Origin of the sequence: Streptomyces sp. NPDC013455 (assembly GCF_040632975.1) — a bacterium.
Lineage (GTDB): Bacteria > Actinomycetota > Actinomycetes > Streptomycetales > Streptomycetaceae > Streptomyces.
The window spans coordinates 77,488-93,778 of record NZ_JBEYCX010000023.1; the positions used below are offsets into that span (position 1 = coordinate 77,488).

General features: G+C 72.2%; 21 protein-coding genes and 1 tRNA gene. 18 read left to right on the plus strand and 4 right to left on the minus strand.

The genetic code is table 11. The annotated features are described in order from the left end of the window. Positions 1-191: 191 nt before the first annotated feature. The 6 genes from ABZ576_RS29495 (at position 192) to ABZ576_RS29520 (ending at position 3,608) form a co-directional block, all read left to right on the plus strand. A complete protein-coding gene (locus tag ABZ576_RS29495) occupies positions 192-785 on the plus strand; it encodes an HhH-GPD-type base excision DNA repair protein (protein WP_360747342.1) in 594 nt (197 codons plus the stop codon). 146 nt (positions 786-931) lie between these two features. Beyond that, complete coding sequence (locus tag ABZ576_RS29500) at positions 932-1,630, plus strand: HdeD family acid-resistance protein (protein ID WP_360747345.1); 699 nt, start codon at positions 932-934, stop codon at positions 1,628-1,630. A gap of 95 nt (positions 1,631-1,725) precedes the next feature. Next, positions 1,726-2,046: a hypothetical protein gene (locus ABZ576_RS29505; RefSeq protein ID WP_360747348.1), complete on the plus strand. Its 321-nt coding sequence runs from the start codon at positions 1,726-1,728 to the stop codon at positions 2,044-2,046. 53 nt (positions 2,047-2,099) lie between these two features. Continuing rightward, complete coding sequence (locus ABZ576_RS29510; protein WP_360747351.1) at positions 2,100-2,225, plus strand: hypothetical protein; 126 nt, start codon at positions 2,100-2,102, stop codon at positions 2,223-2,225. 352 nt (positions 2,226-2,577) lie between these two features. After that, positions 2,578-2,874: a type II toxin-antitoxin system VapB family antitoxin gene (locus tag ABZ576_RS29515; RefSeq protein ID WP_004943146.1), complete on the plus strand. Its 297-nt coding sequence runs from the start codon at positions 2,578-2,580 to the stop codon at positions 2,872-2,874. Positions 2,875-2,996: 122 nt separating this feature from the next. After that, a complete protein-coding gene (locus ABZ576_RS29520; protein WP_360747445.1) occupies positions 2,997-3,608 on the plus strand; it encodes a LytR C-terminal domain-containing protein in 612 nt (203 codons plus the stop codon). A gap of 6 nt (positions 3,609-3,614) precedes the next feature. Here ABZ576_RS29520 and upp read toward each other — a convergent pair whose 3' ends face one another. After that, on the minus strand, positions 3,615-4,250 hold the full coding sequence (gene upp, locus ABZ576_RS29525) for a uracil phosphoribosyltransferase (RefSeq protein WP_208033093.1): 636 nt from the start codon (positions 4,248-4,250) through the stop codon (positions 3,615-3,617). 94 nt (positions 4,251-4,344) lie between these two features. On the opposite strand from upp, the gene ABZ576_RS29530 reads away from it, so the two are divergent. The 8 genes from ABZ576_RS29530 (at position 4,345) to ABZ576_RS29565 (ending at position 9,006) form a co-directional block, all read left to right on the plus strand. Then, positions 4,345-4,590, plus strand: a complete 246-nt coding sequence (locus ABZ576_RS29530; protein ID WP_360747354.1) for a hypothetical protein — start codon at positions 4,345-4,347, stop codon at positions 4,588-4,590. Between the two features lie 301 nt (positions 4,591-4,891). Then, positions 4,892-5,422, plus strand: coding sequence for a hypothetical protein (locus tag ABZ576_RS29535; protein WP_360747448.1), 531 nt, complete (start codon positions 4,892-4,894; stop codon positions 5,420-5,422). A 59-nt stretch (positions 5,423-5,481) separates the two neighbouring features. After that, complete coding sequence (gene tadA / locus ABZ576_RS29540; protein WP_360747357.1) at positions 5,482-5,913, plus strand: tRNA adenosine(34) deaminase TadA; 432 nt, start codon at positions 5,482-5,484, stop codon at positions 5,911-5,913. Between the two features lie 56 nt (positions 5,914-5,969). Then, positions 5,970-6,054: transfer RNA gene (locus ABZ576_RS29545), tRNA-Ser, on the plus strand. Positions 6,055-6,222: 168 nt separating this feature from the next. After that, a complete protein-coding gene (locus tag ABZ576_RS29550; protein WP_360747360.1) occupies positions 6,223-6,402 on the plus strand; it encodes a hypothetical protein in 180 nt (59 codons plus the stop codon). A gap of 10 nt (positions 6,403-6,412) precedes the next feature. After that, complete coding sequence (locus ABZ576_RS29555) at positions 6,413-6,706, plus strand: Dabb family protein (protein ID WP_360747363.1); 294 nt, start codon at positions 6,413-6,415, stop codon at positions 6,704-6,706. A 176-nt stretch (positions 6,707-6,882) separates the two neighbouring features. Then, positions 6,883-7,719, plus strand: coding sequence for an RNA polymerase sigma factor SigF (locus tag ABZ576_RS29560; protein ID WP_360747451.1), 837 nt, complete (start codon positions 6,883-6,885; stop codon positions 7,717-7,719). A gap of 345 nt (positions 7,720-8,064) precedes the next feature. Further along, a complete protein-coding gene (locus tag ABZ576_RS29565) occupies positions 8,065-9,006 on the plus strand; it encodes an RNA polymerase sigma factor SigF (protein ID WP_360747366.1) in 942 nt (313 codons plus the stop codon). 171 nt (positions 9,007-9,177) lie between these two features. Here the strand turns inward: ABZ576_RS29565 and ABZ576_RS29570 are convergent, their stop codons facing one another. Further along, positions 9,178-9,372, minus strand: a complete 195-nt coding sequence (locus ABZ576_RS29570; RefSeq protein WP_360747369.1) for a hypothetical protein — start codon at positions 9,370-9,372, stop codon at positions 9,178-9,180. A 205-nt stretch (positions 9,373-9,577) separates the two neighbouring features. On the opposite strand from ABZ576_RS29570, the gene ABZ576_RS29575 reads away from it, so the two are divergent. From ABZ576_RS29575 to ABZ576_RS29590, 4 genes are all read left to right on the plus strand, one after another. Continuing rightward, complete coding sequence (locus ABZ576_RS29575; RefSeq protein ID WP_360747372.1) at positions 9,578-10,081, plus strand: MarR family transcriptional regulator; 504 nt, start codon at positions 9,578-9,580, stop codon at positions 10,079-10,081. 13 nt (positions 10,082-10,094) lie between these two features. Next, on the plus strand, positions 10,095-12,623 hold the full coding sequence (locus ABZ576_RS29580; protein ID WP_360747375.1) for an MFS transporter: 2,529 nt from the start codon (positions 10,095-10,097) through the stop codon (positions 12,621-12,623). A gap of 105 nt (positions 12,624-12,728) precedes the next feature. Beyond that, positions 12,729-13,550 carry a YceI family protein gene (locus tag ABZ576_RS29585; protein ID WP_360747378.1) on the plus strand — a complete coding sequence of 274 codons (822 nt, stop codon included), beginning with the start codon at positions 12,729-12,731 and terminating at the stop codon, positions 13,548-13,550. A gap of 49 nt (positions 13,551-13,599) precedes the next feature. Beyond that, a complete protein-coding gene (locus ABZ576_RS29590; RefSeq protein WP_360747381.1) occupies positions 13,600-14,070 on the plus strand; it encodes a PPOX class F420-dependent oxidoreductase in 471 nt (156 codons plus the stop codon). A gap of 24 nt (positions 14,071-14,094) precedes the next feature. On the opposite strand, the gene ABZ576_RS29595 is transcribed toward ABZ576_RS29590, so the two are convergent. Together ABZ576_RS29595 and ABZ576_RS29600 are read right to left on the minus strand one after the other, a co-directional pair. Continuing rightward, entirely contained in the window at positions 14,095-14,853 is a 759-nt protein-coding gene (locus ABZ576_RS29595) for a TetR/AcrR family transcriptional regulator (protein ID WP_360747384.1), read from the minus strand. After that, positions 14,850-16,286: an MFS transporter gene (locus ABZ576_RS29600; RefSeq protein ID WP_360747387.1), complete on the minus strand. Its 1,437-nt coding sequence runs from the start codon at positions 16,284-16,286 to the stop codon at positions 14,850-14,852. Before ABZ576_RS29600 ends, ABZ576_RS29595 begins: the two co-directional genes overlap by 4 nt. Positions 16,287-16,291 lie beyond the last annotated feature (5 nt).

Sequence of the window (16,291 nt, forward strand, 5' to 3'; positions counted from 1 at the left end):
GCCCACACACACGACCGCCCCCACCCACGGCGCCCCACACACACGACCGCCCCCACCCACGGCGCCCCACACACACGACCGCCCCCACCCACGGCGCCCCACACACACGACCGCCCCCACCCGCGACACCCCACACGCGGCGCCCCGCCCCTGCGCGCGCGCAGCGGGCCGGCGCGCGGGATCATCGCCCCATGGACGTCACCCTGCACCTCGCCCAGGACCCCGCGGCCGACGCCTTGCTCGGGCGGTCGCCGCTCGCCGCGCTGACCGGGATGCTGCTGGACCAGCAGATCCCGATGGAGTGGGCGTTCAAGGGGCCCCGGACCATCGCCGACCGGCTCGGCACCGAGGATCTGGACGCGCACGACATCGCGGCGATGGATCCGGAGGCGTTCGCCGCCCTGCTCTCCGACAAGCCCGCGGTGCACCGCTACCCGGGCTCGATGGCCAAGCGGATCCAGCAGCTGTGCCAGTACCTCGTCGAGCACTACGACGGGGACGCCGAGGCGGTCTGGCGGGGCGTCCGCAGCGGGCCGGAGCTGCTGCGGCGGCTGGAGGACCTGCCCGGTTTCGGGAAGCAGAAGGCGCAGATCTTCCTGGCCCTGCTCGGCAAGCAGCTGGGGGTCGCCCCCGAGGGGTGGCGGGAGGCCGCCGGAGCCTACGGGGAGCCGGAGTCCTTCCGATCCGTCGCGGACATCACCGGCCCCGAGTCGCTGGCCAGGGTGCGCGCCCACAAGCAGGAGATGAAGGCGGCGGCCAAGGCGGCCAAAGCGGCGAAGAAGTAGCAGCGGGGGGAGCAGCAAGGGGGAGGTGAGCGGAGAGCGCCGCGGCCGGGGGCGCCGCACGGCGGTTCACCGGGACGCGCCGGCGGATGCCACCCGCTCGGCCCACACCGCTGGCCCCCGCCGCCCGGGCGGCCCAAGCATGGGGCATGAGCGACATACCGAGCAGCGGTCCGGAGCGGGACCGCGCGTACGACGACCGGCGCGTCCACGGGACGACGCCCCCCGGTGGCCACGCGGCACGGACGGAGCCGCTCCGCGCGGGCCATGAACCCGAGCCGCCGCTCGAGGGCCCCCTGCACGCCCTGTCCCGGGCCGCCTGGCAGATCGTCCTGGCCACCGGGATCGGCTCCCTGGTACTCGGCGTCCTGATACTCGTCTGGCCGGGCCCCTCGCTGCGCGTCGCCGGGGTGCTGTTCGGCCTGTACCTGGTCATCAGCGGCGTCTTCCAGCTGGTGTCCGCCTTCGGCACGCACCAGGCGACCTCGCTGCGCGTGCTGGCCTTCATCAGCGGCGCCCTGTCGATCCTGCTCGGCCTGCTCTGCTTCCGCGGGCCCATGCAGTCGATCCTGCTGATCGCGCTGTGGATCGGCATCGGCTGGCTGTTCCGCGGGATCACCCAGACCCTGGCGGCCGCCTCCGATCCCCGGATGCCCGCCCGGGGCTGGCAGGTCTTCCTCGGCGTGCTCACCTTCGTGGCCGGGATCGTGCTCATCACCTCGCCGTTCGAGTCGCTCGCCGTGCTCACCCTCGTCAGCGGCATCTGGCTGGTCGCGGTCGGGATCGTGGAGATCGTCACCGCGCTCCGCATCCGCAGCCGGGCGCGTCTGGTGCCGCGGACGCTGTGACCCGCCGTCAACCCGGCGTGTCGCGAGTACGCCGAGCGGGCGGATCTCGCGCCCGGCGTGCTGCCCTCCTCGCGCGCCCCGGGGAAACAGGAGCCGTGAGCAGCAGCAGGAGCACGCCCCGCAGCCGTACCTGGCTGCGGATGCTCGTGCTGCTCCTGGCCCTGTGGGTGCCCGGCGCCCACGCGCAGGCCCAGGCGGCCCCGGCGGTGGCCGTGGCCGCGGACACCGCCGAGCACGACTGCCTCGACACGGTGCTGCGGCCGCCCGCCCGCGCCGTCCCCCGGGCCGACGTGCCCGAGCACCCCGCACCGCCGGCCGCCCCGGCACCCGCCGGGCCGGCCGCCCGCCCGCTCCCCGCCGCGCCCCGGCCGCCGTACGCGGTGTCCCGGCTGCGCACGGTCGTCCTGCGCTGCTGACGGACCCGTGCCTGAGCAAGGTCAGTCGGCTCGACGCAAGGAGCAGTGCAGCCATGCCCACAGACCCCTACGCCGTCCTGCGCGCCCTGCTGCGCGCGGAGGCCCGGCGCGCCGCGGCCCCCAGGCCGGACCGCCCGGCACCCGAGCCCCGGCGGTCAGCGCGGGACCAGAACCGCTGAGCGTGCCCCGGCGGGGGCGGCCCACCGCCTCCGCCGGGCGGCACCGGCCCGCTCGCCCCGGCTCCAGGCCCCGTACCCGCCACGCCCCCGTACCCGCCACGCCCCCGTTCCCGTACCCGCCACGCCCCCGTTCCCGTACCCGCCACGCCCCCGTTCCCGTACCCGCCACGGCCGCGCTCCCGCGCCCGCGCCCGCCACGGCACCGCAGCCGCACCCGCCGCGGCCCCCGGTCCCGCAGTGCGCCCGCTCGTGTTCCCGTAGCAGCCCGTATGTGCCTTTTGATCCATTTTTCCGGCGTGGCACTCGGCCGCCATGGCTGCGCCCGGAACGTCTTGACCGGTAGGCTTTCCGTGTGATCTTCAAGCGCATCGGAAACGGCCGGCCGTACCCCGACCACGGCCGGGAAAGCACCCGGCAGTGGGCGGACGTCGCGCCGCGCCCGGTCCGCCTCGATCAGCTCGTGACCACCAAGCAGCAGCTCGACCTGGAGACCCTGCTCGCGGAGGACTCGACGTTCTACGGCGACCTCTTCGCGCACGTCGTGAAGTGGCAGGGCGACCTGTACCTGGAGGACGGCCTGCACCGCGCGGTCCGCGCCGCACTCCAGCAGCGCCAGGTGCTGCACGCGCGCGTGCTCGAACTCGACTGACCCGGCGCGACACGGCCGTTGGCCCTTTCGGGTTCCGCTGAGCGGCAGAGACTGATCATCTGATAGGCATCGCCGCTCGGGCGCACTACGCTGCGCCCATGAGCATGCTGACACCCCCCGGCATGGGCGGCCAGTACCGGATCACGGGGGGCAAATACCCTCGGATGCGTCCGCCCCGGCGGCACGGCAGAGCCGTGGCCGTCGTCGCGGCGTCCACCGCCGTGCTCGGCCTGGTGGGCTGGGGCACCGTGCAGCTCATCGACGTCTTCACCGGCGGCGACACGCCCACGGTCGCCGGATCCGGGAAAAAATGCCGGACCAGGACCGCGGCGGCGCCCGCCGCCCGGGTGGAGTCCCTGCCCGGGCCCGGCCGGATCACCGTGAACGTCTACAACGCCACCAAGCGCACCGGACTCGCCAAGGCGACCGCCGACGAGCTGAAGAAGCGCGGCTTCAGGATCGGCGACGTGGGCAACGCGAGCCCGGAGTTCGACAAGAAGGTGAAGGGCACCGGGATGCTCCTCGGCCCGGCCGCCGCGCGGAACACCTCGCTGCGCGTGCTCGGCACCCAGCTCGGCGGCGCCGAGCTGCGCACCGACGGCCGCAAGGGAGCCGACCTCGACCTCGTCCTGGGCGACCGGTTCACCGGGCTGGCCAAGCAGGAAGCCGCCGACCGGGCGATGACGGCCCTGACCGCACCGCAGCCGACGGCTTCCCCGAAGAAGAGCTGCTGACGAGCGCTACTCGGCCGCCCCGTAGAGGCGGTCCCCGGCGTCCCCGAGCCCCGGCACGATGTAGCCGAGCTCGTTGAGGTGGTCGTCCACGGCCGCCGTGACGACGGTCACCGGCGTGCCCGCCAGCTCGCGCTCCATGACCTCGACGCCCTCGGGGGCCGCCAGCAGGACCACGGCGGTCACGTCGTCCGCACCGCGCTTGATCAGCTCCTGGATCGCCGCGACCAGCGTGCCGCCCGTGGCCAGCATCGGGTCCAGGACGTAGACCTGGCGGCCCGAGAGGTCCTCCGGCATGCGCGAGGCGTACGTCGACGCCTGGAGCGTCTCCTCGTTGCGGATCATGCCCAGGAAGCCCACCTCGGCGGTCGGCAGCAGCCGGACCATGCCGTCCAGCATGCCGAGGCCGGCGCGCAGGATCGGCACCACCAGCGGACGGGGTCGGGCGAGCTTGACGCCCGTGGTCTGCGCGACCGGTGTCCGGATGTCGACGGCCTCCGTGCGCACGTCCCGCGTCGCCTCGTAGGCGAGCAGGGTGACCAGTTCGTCGGCGAGCCGCCGGAAGGTCGCGGAGTCGGTGCGCTGGTCGCGCAGCGTGGTGAGCTTGTGGGCGACCAGGGGGTGGTCGACGACGTGGAGACGCATGCCCCTAACGGTACCTGCGCCACGCGTCACCCTCGCGCTGGCGTCAAACCGGCCGTCCGGGGGAAAGTGGGAGGGACGGATGGGGTGGTGTGACGTGTCCGACCTGCCTGACCTGCCCGCGGACACCTCCCGGCGCACCGGCGACGCCGCCGGTCCCGGAGCGGGGTCCGCGAGGCCCGATCCCGACAAGCCCGAGAGCGAGGCCGAGCGCCGGCGGCGGCGCGCGCAGTTCCTGCGCGATCTCGCCGAGGCCCGGGAGCTGCGCGCCCGGGTCCAGCCCCGGCGCGCCAAGGCGGCCCGGCTGCGCCACGCGATGCGCATGCGGACGTTCCGCTGGTAGCCCGCAGGACCCACCACCGGTGTGGAAGATCCACCTCCGCACCGGTGTTGGGGAGGCGGGCGTGCGTGAGCGAGGGGAAAAGCCGCGTACGATCCGCAGGTGGCGGCAATGAGTGCGCTGGTGAGCCGATCAGGGATCCACGGTCGAAACAGCCAGACACAGGGAGCCGAAGACGTCCCCTGAACGCCTTGTTTCTGCCACGATTCCGAGTGGGTGGGGCTCGGAGCCCAGCTCTCTCCGCCCAGTACCTCCGCCGGGGGGACCCCCAACCGGCACGCCTATGACCAGTGGGAGAGTCACGGTGTACTTCGCCGCACTGCTCGCGCGCACCGAAGACGGGTGGGAAGCGAGCGACACAGAGCTCGACGATGTGGAGACCCTGTCGGATCTGGCCGACCTGGCCCGGGAAGCCTCTCCCGACGAGGACACGGTGCTCGTCCTGATCGAGCAGGAGGACGCCTGGTTCGGCGTCGTCCGCGTGGACGGCGAGGACGATCCTCGCATCTACGTCTCGGACGCCGCCGCCGCCCGGCGCAGCGCGTACGGGGAGCTGCTGCTCACCGACGAGCTGCTCGGCCGGGAGCCGGGCTCGGACGACGGCCCGGACCTGGACTCCCTGGACCTCGACGGCACGGAGGACGGTGAGTCCGAGGACGACGAGGAGGAAGGCGGTGCCGCCGACGCGGTGCCGCACAGCCCGGTGGGCGACAGCGCGATCCTGGACGACCTCGGCATCACCGAGAAGGAGCTGCGCGCGCTGGACGCCGACGACGCCCTGAGTACGATCGCCGAGGCCCTGGGCGCCTCGGAGGTGCTGGAGACCGTCCGCTGACCGCGGTACGGGACCCGCACGGCACGCCCGACCCGGTACGCGACCCCTGGCGGGCCGCGATGCGGCTCGCCCTGGCCGAGGCCGAGCTGGCCGTCCGGGGCGGGGACGTACCCGTCGGCGCCGTCGTGCTGTCGCCGGACGGTACGACGGTGCTCGGAACCGGGCACAACGAGCGCGAGGCCACCGGTGATCCCACCGCCCACGCGGAGGTCCTCGCCCTGCGGCGGGCGGCGGCCCGGATCGGTGAGTGGCGGCTGGCCGGCTGCACGCTGGTGGTCACGCTGGAGCCGTGCACGATGTGCGCGGGCGCGCTGGTCCAGTCCCGGGTGGACCGCGTGGTCTACGGCGCCCGGGACGACAAGGCCGGCGCGGCCGGCTCCCTCTGGGACGTGGTGCGCGACCGGCGGCTCAACCACCGCCCGGAGGTCATCGAGGGCGTCCTCGCGGCGGAGTGCGCCCGGCTCCTCACCGACTTCTTCCGGGATCGCTGAGCCGCTGCCTGCCATCGATTTCGAACCACGCCGCACTGTGCTGTAAGGTCTCCCTCGGTAGCGTGTCCGAGCGGCCGAAGGAGCTCGCCTCGAAAGCGAGTGTGGCGCAAGTCACCGAGGGTTCAAATCCCTCCGCTACCGCTTGTGGAAAGGCCCCGCCGACCGGCGGGGCCTTTCGCGTGCTCCGGGCGCGACCCGGCACAACCGGTCCGCGCCGGCGGGCTGTTGACCGGACCGGAAGATCCGGAGGTTACACTCGCGGCCGGCAGCAGGGGAGGCCCTCGGGGCACTGGTACAGGGGAGGCCGCGGTGGCGGTGAACGCCAAGAAGATCGCCGTGTACGTGCTCGTGGTCTTCGCGCTGTACGTGATCATCACGGACCCGGCCAAGGCGGCCGACTACGTCCAGATAGGGTTCGAGGGCGTATCGGACGCGGCCAAGGCCATAGGCGACTTCATGACCTGGGTCGCCAACGGAGGAAAGAGCTGAGGTACACCCCATGATCCGCCATCTGGTCCTCTTCAAGCTCAACGAGGGCGTCGAGCGCGACGATCCGCGGGTCGTGGCCGGTGTGGAGGCCTTCCGGGCCCTCGGCGGCCAGATCGAGGAACTGCGCGTCTGGGAGTTCGGCTGGAACGTCAGCGACCGCCCGATCGCCTACGACTTCGCGATCAACTCGGCCGTCGAGGACACCGACGCCCTCAAGCGCTACCTGGAGCACCCCGCGCACCAGGCGGGTGTCGCGCTCTGGCGCGAGTTCGCCACCTGGGTGATCGCCGACTACGAGATCTAGGGCCTCCGCCCGCCGGAGCCCCCCGCCATTCGGGCGGGGGGCTTTCGTGCGTTCCCATACCCCAACTTGTCGATGTTTGACGACAACACGGCGTTATGCGGTGCTTGCACACAGTGCACATGTCTTGTGATGCTATGACCGCTTTTGACGGATGATTGACCGATGAAGAGGTGGCGTTGACCGTGTCGGCCAGTACTGCGCCGCCCCAGGAAGAGGCACCCGCCGAGAATCCACCGGCCCCCGAGAAGCGCCGCGGCGCGGACACCCGGGCCCTCACCCAGGTCCTGTTCGCCGAGCTGAAGCAGCTCACCCCGGGTACGCCGGAGCACAACCGGGTGCGCGGGGCGCTGATCGAGGCGAACCTCCCGCTCGTACGCTACGCCGCCGCCCGCTTCCGCTCCCGCAACGAGCCGATGGAGGACGTCATCCAGGTCGGCACCATCGGCCTGATCAACGCCATCGACCGCTTCGACCCGGACCGGGGCGTACAGTTCCCGACCTTCGCGATGCCCACCGTGGTCGGCGAGATCAAGCGGTACTTCCGGGACAACGTCCGCACCGTCCACGTCCCGCGCCGGCTGCACGAGCTGTGGGTGCAGGTCAACAGCGCCACCGAGGACCTGACCACGCTCTACGGCCGCTCGCCGACCACCGCGGAGATCGCCGACCGGCTGCGGATCAGCGAGGAGGAGGTGCTCAGCTGCATCGAGGCGGGACGCTCGTACCACGCCACCTCGCTGGAGGCCGCCCAGGAGGGCGACGGACTGCCCGGGCTGCTGGACCGCATCGGCTACGAGGACCCGGCCCTGGACGGCGTGGAACACCGCGACCTGGTCCGCCACCTCCTGGTCCAACTCCCCGAACGGGAGCAGCGCATCCTCCTCCTGCGCTACTACAGCAACCTGACCCAGTCACAGATCAGCGCGGAACTCGGCGTCTCCCAGATGCACGTCTCACGCCTGCTCGCCCGCAGCTTCCAGCGGCTGCGCTCGGCGAACCGGATCGACGCCTAGCAGCAGCCGGGCCGCAGCACGGGGGGCGTTCGGCCGATGCACAGCGGGCGCACGGAAGCACAGGCCGAACGGCACTGCATCGCAAACTCGATCGAGAGGTAACCGGCACGGGCGATTCGCTCACCTGGGGGGATGCGGGCAGTTACGCCCCGAACAGCCGTCAGACCCCGTGTTTCCAGGGGCGATTCGGCTCAGGCGTGTCGACATGTCGGTACAGCGCGTTGCCGACATGTGACATTCTGCGGGAAGCGCGTTTGCCGGAGCTCCGGCTCCGGTATTCAGGTGAAGGCTGCGTTGCGCGGAAGCGGCGCCGCCGCGACCGTCCCGCGACCCAAAGGGGGTGGCATGTCCGCAGACCAGGGCAGCTCGAAGGTGCTGACGCCCACGACCAGCGAGGCAGCGCCCAAGGAGCTCGACGCTCTCGACGTCCTCGACGCCTTCGAGGGCGTCACGGCCCTCGAAGCCGTGCCGACCCCGCCCGCCGGCCCGGCCGCCGAGGCGGTCCCGGCCGAGCAGGCCACGGCGAACATCGACACCCGCACCCTGTCCCGGTCGCTGTTCCTGCGCCTGGCCGCGCTGGACGAGCACAGCCCCGAGCGGGCCTACGTGCGGGACACCCTGATCGAACTGAACCTCCCGCTCGTGCGGTACGCGGCGGCCCGTTTCCGCTCCCGCAACGAGCCGATGGAGGACATCGTCCAGGTCGGCACCATCGGCCTGATCAAGGCGATCGACCGGTTCGACTGCGAACGGGGCGTGGAGTTCCCGACGTTCGCGATGCCCACGGTCGTGGGCGAGATCAAGCGGTTCTTCCGCGACACCTCCTGGTCCGTGCGCGTCCCGCGCCGGCTGCAGGAGCTGCGCCTGGCCCTCACCAAGGCCAGCGACGAGCTCTCCCAGAAGCTGGACCGCTCCCCCACGGTGACGGAGCTGGCCGCGGTGCTCGGCGTCTCCGAGGAGGACGTGGTCGACGGCCTCGCGGTGGGCAACGCCTACACCGCCTCCTCCCTCGACTCCCCGGCCCCCGAGGACGACGGGGGCGAGGGCTCGCTGGCCGACCGGCTCGGCTACGAGGACACGGCCCTGGAGGGCGTGGAGTACCGGGAGTCCCTCAAGCCGCTGCTGGCCAAGCTCCCGCCCCGGGAGCGGCGGATCATCATGCTGCGGTTCTTCGCCAACATGACCCAGTCGCAGATCGGCGAGGAGGTCGGCATCTCCCAGATGCACGTCTCCCGGCTGCTGACCCGGACACTGGCCCAGCTGCGCGACGGGCTCATCTCCGACTGAGACGCCGTACGCGGACCGCCGCCACGCACGGAAGGTGCCGGGCAGGCCGCGGGAACGACACGCGCGACACGGACTCGTGGCCGCCGAGGCGCCGTAACGGCAGCGTCGGCGGCCGTCGTCTGTGCAACCCGCCGGGAGCGGGCGGGGGTTCGGCCCGGTGACGTCCGCGCGTCAGCTCAGGGCCAGCCAGGCGACGCCGGCGAGCACGGCGAGCACCACGACCACACCGACGATCAGGCCGACGCGGGGGCCGGAGGGGGCCGCCTGCGGCTGCCGCCCCCGAGGGGCCTCGTCGACGAACGCGCGGAACATCTGGGTGCTGCCTGCGGGGTCGTAATTGCCCTGGGGGCCCTGGGTGTTAGCCATGCCCCGAGACCCTAGCGAATCCCGTCGACCGGCCCAAGTGCGGGGCCACCGGGACAGACGGGGGCACGTCACCCGCACTCACCTGCATATTTACGTTCGCAATACTTGCCTTTGCCAAGTTTTTGCGCCACCCGACCCGGATTTGTTTGCCTTCAGCAACCAAACAGATCTATGGTTGCCCCAAGCAACGAATACGGGAGGTGTGATGGCCGAGCGGGCCCAGTTTGAGGAGCTGGCGCGTCAGCTCAGTGCCGTCGGAGCCGTCAAACGGGACATGGGGCGCATCCTGCCGCCCGACTGCCCGACCGGGTCGGCCGCCGTGCTGACCCTGCTCGGCCGCCACGGCGACATGCGCATGAGCAAGCTCGCGGAGCTGCTCGCCGTGGACATGTCGGTCACCAGCCGGCACGTCGCGCACGTCGCCGCCCGCGGCTGGATCGAGCGGCACCCCGACCCGGCGGACAAGCGCTCGCGCATCCTGCACCTGACGCCCGCCGGCCTGGAGCAGCTGGACGAGCTGTCCCGGCGGACCACACACCTGCTCGCCGAGCGGCTCGCGGACTGGACCGACGACGAGGTCGGCCAGCTGATCCGGCTGATGACGCGCCTGCGCTCGTCCTTCGGCGACTGCCGGTCCGCCCCGGTCCGGCACCCCTCGGCAGCCGTACCCGTATGCGAAGAGACCACCCGTACACCCGCAAGCACGTAAGAAAAGGAAGCCCATGGCAACGACCACACCAGCCGGTGTGCGGGCTCACGCCAAGCACGGGGGAGGCACAGGCCACGCCCCGATGACGCACCGGCAGATCATGGAGGCCCTGTCCGGGCTGCTGCTCGGCATGTTCGTGGCGATCCTGTCGTCCACGATCGTCTCCAACGCCCTGCCGGAGATCATCGGTGACCTCGGTGGCGGTCAGTCCGCCTACACCTGGGTCGTCACCGCGGCCCTGCTGTCGATGACCGCGGCCACTCCCCTGTGGGGCAAGCTCGCCGACCTGTACAGCAAGAAGGCGCTCGTCCAGATAGCCCTGGTCATCTACGTGGTCGCCTCGATGGCGGCCGGCCTGTCGCAGAACCCGGGCATGCTGATCACCTTCCGGGTGTTCCAGGGCATCGGCGTCGGCGGTCTGTCCGCGCTGGCGCAGATCGTCATGGCGGCGATGATCTCCCCGCGTGAGCGCGGCCGTTACTCCGGCTACCTGGGTGCCACCTTCGCCGTCGCCACCGTCGGCGGCCCGCTGCTCGGCGGTGTCATCACCGACACCTCCTGGCTGGGCTGGCGCTGGTGCTTCTACGTCGGTGTCCCGTTCGCGGTCATCGCGCTGATCGTGCTGCAGAAGACCCTGCACCTGCCCGTGGTCAAGCGCGAGGTCAAGGTCGACTGGAGCGGCGCGTTCTTCATCTCCGCCGCCGTCTCCCTGCTGCTGGTCTGGGTCACCTTCGCCGGTGACAAGTACGACTGGCTGTCCTGGCAGACCGGTGCGATGGTCGGCGGTTCGGTCGTCCTCGGCGCGCTCTTCGTGCTCATCGAGTCGAAGGCGAGCGAGCCGATCATCCCGCTGCGCCTGTTCCGCAACCGCACGATCACGCTGGCCTCGCTGGCCTCGCTCTTCGTCGGCGTCGCGATGTTCACCGGCACGGTGTTCTTCAGCCAGTACTTCCAGCTGGCCCGTGACAAGTCCCCGACCATGTCGGGCGTCATGACCATCCCGATGATCGGTGGTCTGTTCGTCTCCTCGACCGTCTCCGGCCAGCTCATCACCCGCACCGGCCGCTGGAAGGCGTGGCTGGTCAGCGGCGGCGTCCTGGTCACCGCCGGTTTGGTTCTGCTGGGCGGCATCCGGTACGACACCGAGTACTGGAAGATGGCGATCTTCATGGCGCTGCTGGGTCTCGGCATCGGCATGATGATGCAGAACCTGGTGCTCGCCACGCAGAACCAGGTGGCCCCCTCCGACCTCGGCGCCGCCAGCTCCACGGTCACCTTCTTCCGCTCCCTCGGCGGTGCGGTCGGCGTCTCCGCGCTGGGCGCGGTGATGTCCCGCCGGATCACGCACTACGTCGAGGACGGCGTCTCCGCGCTGAGCCCCAAGTACCAGGCCGCCCTGGCCGGCAGCTCGGGCTCGACCGACAGCATCCCGGACATGGACAAGCTCCCGGCGCCCATCCGGACGCTGCTGGAGAGCGCCTACGGCCACGGCATCGCCGACGTCTTCTTCATCGCCGGCTGCCTCGCCGCCGTCGCCTTCCTGATCACCCTGTTCATCAAGGAGGTCCCGCTGAAGACCAGGGGCGCGCTGGCCCAGGCCGCCGACGGGGAGACCCCCGCCGAGGCCCCGGCCGAGGTGCGGGCCGCCGCCGAGGCCCCCGTGCCGGCCGGGGAGCAGATGCCGAGCTGGGCCGCCCCGGTGGCCGGCGAGGACGGCGCCGCGGCGACCGCGGGCACGCGGCCCACCGCCGTCGCCACCGTCGCCGAGCCCGGCACCGGCGCGGGCACCCCGGTGCACGGCTTCGTCCGCGGCGCCGAGAGCGCCCCGGTGCCGCAGGCCGCCGTCACGCTGATCTCGCTGTCCGGCCGCCAGCTGGGCCGCTCGGTCGCCCAGGCCGACGGCTCCTACGCGCTGGCCGCGCCCGGCACCGGGTCGTACGTGCTGATCGCCTCCGCCGACGGCTACCAGCCGCAGGCCTCCACCGTCGTGGTGGGCGAGGAACCGCTGTCGTACGACATCCTGCTCAGCGGCACCAGCGGGCTGACCGGTGTGGTGCGGGCGGCCGGGAGCGCGCTGCCGGTCGCGGACGCCATGGTGATCGTCACCGATGTGCGCGGTGACCTGCTGGCCACCGCCGCCACCGGCGAGCAGGGCGACTTCGCCCTCACCGACCTGGTGCCGGGCACGGTGACCGTCGCGGTCAACGCGACCGGGTTCCGGCCGCGCGCCCTGCCGGTCGATGTCGGCGCCACCGGTGTCACCCGGATCGAGGTCGACCTGGACGCCGGCGCCCGGCTCCAGGGCGTGGTCCGCGCCCCGCACGGTCCGCTGGCCGACGCCCGGGTCACCCTGGTCGACCAGGCCGGGAACGTGGTCGGCACCGCCACCACCGGGACGGACGGGGCCTACGCCTTCGCCGACCTGGACGGCGGCGAGTACACCGTGATCGCGACCGGCTACCCGCCGGTGGCCACCGCGCTGACCGTCGCCGGCCCCGGAGTCGACGGCCACGACATCACGCTCGCCCACCCCGGCGAGTAGTCCACGACCCCGGCCCGTGGCGGCGCGCGCCTTGAGCGGCAGGCGCGCCCGCCACGGGCCGGTCTCATACGACCATTTTCTGAGCTTTTTCCAGGGAGAAACGGGATGGGACTGACCGCGAAGATCCGCACGCGGGACGGGTGGGCCGTGTCGCACGCGGTCGTCACGGTGACCGACACGACCGGTACGCAGGTGCTGCGGGCCGAGGCGGACGCCGAGGGCACCGTACGGGACGCCACCGAGCTGGCACCGGGGGCGTACACGGTGATCGTGACGGCCGTCGGGTACGCGCCCGCCGCGTCCAGCGCGATCGTCACCGCGAGCGGCCGGGCCGAGGTCGGCACGGTGACGCTGGCCCGGCAGGGCGGCACCGAGCTGCCGCCGCCCGGCCCGTGGACCGTCGACCCCGCGCACTCCACCGTCGCCGCGGTCGCCCAGCACCTGGGGATCTCCAGCGTGCACGGCCGGTTCACGGAGTTCGGCGGCCTGATCGAGATCGCGCCCGACGACATCGCCAAGTCCCGGGTGGAGGCGGTGATCCGGGCGGCCTCCATCGACACCGGCAACGGCATGCGCGACACCCACCTGAGGTCCGCGGACTTCCTCGACGTCGAGCGCCACCCCGAGATCACCTACCGCTCGACGGGACTGACGCAGGCCGGCCCGGACCGCTGGACGGTCCACGGCGAGCTGTCCCTGCACGGGGTCGTACGACCGGTGGACCTCGACCTGGCCTACCTCGGCACCGGCGCCGACCCGTGGGGCGGCACGCGGGCCGCGTTCCGGGCCACCGCCGAACTGCACCGGGAGGACTTCGCGATGAACTACAACCAGGTCCTCCAGGCGGGCATCGCGGCCATCGGCACCACGCTCAGGGTGGAGCTGGACATCCAGGCGGTGCAGGGCGAGGCACTCCCCCAGGCGTAGGAACAGCGGGATCAGCCACGGGGGCACCGCTTCCCCCTAGGCTGCCTCCATGGCACCGAACATCGCTACCAACACCCGTGTATCGCTGGACGAGCTGCTGGACTTCGTACGCCCCCGTCACCGCGCCCTGCTGATCACCCGCCGGGCCGACGGCGGACCGCAGGCCTCCCCGCTGACCTGCGGGGTCGACGACGCGGGCCGGATCGTCGTCTCCACCTACCCCGAGCGGGCCAAGACCCGCAACGCCAAGCGGGACCCGCGGGTCTCCCTGGTCGTCCTCAGCGACGACTGGAACGGCCCCTGGGTCCAGATCGACGGCACGGCCGAGGTCGTCGACGCGCCGGACTCGGTGGAACCCCTGGTCGAGTACTACCGCAACATCGCGGGCGAGCACCCCGACTGGGACGAGTACCGGGCGGCCATGGTCAAGCAGGGGAAGTCCCTCATCCGGGTGACCCCCGAGCGGTGGGGCCCGGTGGCGACCGGCGGGTTCCCGGCGCGGCTCGTCGCCGAGGACTGACACCCGTCCGGGGGCGGCCGCGCCTCAGCCGCGGGCGACCATCGCCTCGATACCGGCGATCAGCAGGTCCAGGGCGAAGGCGAAGTCGCGGTCCAGCATCTCGGCCACCGTGTCGCCGCCGCGGGCCGCCATCAGGTCCCTGGACTCCGTGATCACCTCGGCGGTCCCCGGCACCTCGGCCACCATGCTCATGGCCTGCTCCAAGTACTCGTCCGCGCTCAGCCCGGTGTCCTCGATCCGGGCGTGGAAGTGGGCCTCGATCGTGCCGTAGCCGTACACGAACTGGAAGACGGCCGCGATCGCGCTCGTCACCCGGTTCCTCGGCAGCCCGGCGCGGCCGACGACCCGCTGCACGCTCCGGGAGAAGGCGAGGGACCGGGGGCCGATGTTGAGGAAGCGGCCGGCCAGCGGGGACAGCCAGGGGTGGCGGACCAGCAGCGCCCGGTACTCGCCGGCCAGCGCCCGCAGTTGCTCGCGCCAGTCCTCGTCCGCGTTCTCCGGGTCGGGCAGCCGCACCTCGGCGTAGGTGGCGTCCAGGGCGAGTTCGAGCAGGTCGTCCTTGGTGTCGACGTACCAGTACAGGGACATCGCGGTGACGTTCAGCTCGGCGGCCAGCCGGCGCATGGAGAACTTGGCGAGTCCCTCGGCGTCCAGCAGCCGTACGGACGCCTTCGTGATGCGCTCCCGGTCGAGCCCGGAGGGCTGCCCGCCGCGCCCGCCCCGCCGGGCGCCGTCCGCCCGCCAGACGCTGTCCCGTGCCGACCGACCTGCCTGCTTCGTCACCGGCGGCCCTCTCTCGATTCCGGATGTCCCAACTTACGGGGCGCGATGCCCGCGGGCGCCCGCTCCGCCCGCCGCAAGAGCCCCGCCGCGACGAACCCGCCGGCCAGCACGGCGACGGCACCCACCAGCTGTCCGGTACCCAGGCCCTGGGCCAACGATTGCCCGGAGGCGACCGAAGAGCTGAGCACGGCGCCCAGGACGGCCACACCGAGGCCGTTGCCGAACTCGGCGAGGGTGCCGTTGATCCCGGCGCCCACGCCGGCCTTCTCCAGGGGGATGGCGCTCATGATCGCGTGTGCCATCGCCGGATTCGCCACCGCGCACCCCGCACCGATCAGCAGCAGCCCGAGCAGGGTGCCCGCGTACCCGCCGGAGTCCAGTTCCGCGATGGAGACCAAGCCCCCGGCCATGCACACCATGCCCAGCGCGATCGACGCCGGCGTGCCGAGCCGCGCGGACCACTTCGCCGACACCCCGCTGAAGTTGAGCACCACCACCGTCAGTGCCAGCGGAGCGGTCCGCAGTCCGGCCTCCACCGGCTCGTACCCGAGCACCAGCTGGAGGTGCTGGGTCAGCAGGAAGAGCGCGCCGCCCATGCCGAAGACGATGAGCACGGCCCCGGCGACCGCCCCGGTGAACCGGCGGTCCCGGAAGAAGTGGATGTCGAGCATCGGCTCGGCGACCCTGCTCTCCCACCGGGCGAAGGCCCCGAGGGCCAGCACCGCCACGGCCCCCGTGCCGAGCACGCGCGCCGACGTCCAGCCGTGTCCCGGCCCGGAGATGATGGCGTAGACGAGCGCGGCCATGCCGATCGTGGACAGCACCGCGCCCAGCAGGTCCGGGCGGTCGCCGCGGGGGTTGCGGGACTCGGGCACGAGGACCACGACCGCGAGCAGCGCCAGCGCCACGACCGGCAGGTTGATCAGGAAGATCGCGCCCCACCAGAAGTGGTCGAGCACGAAACCGCCGATCAGCGGGCCGCCGGCGAAGCCGAGCGCGTTGACCGCGCTCCAGATGCCGATCGCCCGGGGCTGTTCCTCGGGGGCGAAGATCTGCATCGCCACGGCCAGCGTGGTGGTGAGCAGCAGTGCGCCGCCCACACCCATCCCGGCCCGCGCGGCGATCAGCTGGCCGGTGGTGCCGGCGAGTCCGGCGGTGAGCGAGCCGACGCCGAACAGGGCGAGGCCGGTGACCAGCATCTTCTTGCGGCCGTAGCGGTCGGCGGCGCTGCCGGCGGTCAGCAGCAGGCCGGACTGCACCAGCGAGTAGGCGTTGATCATCCACTGGATGTCGGAGGTGGCCGCGTGCAGCTCGCGGGTGAGCGAGGGGATGGCCACGTTCAGGACGGTGTTGTCGAGCAGCACGGTGAGCTGCGCGAGACATATGACGCCGAGGATCAACCAGCGCTGGGGGTGGCCTTGGGTGGGGGACATGCCAT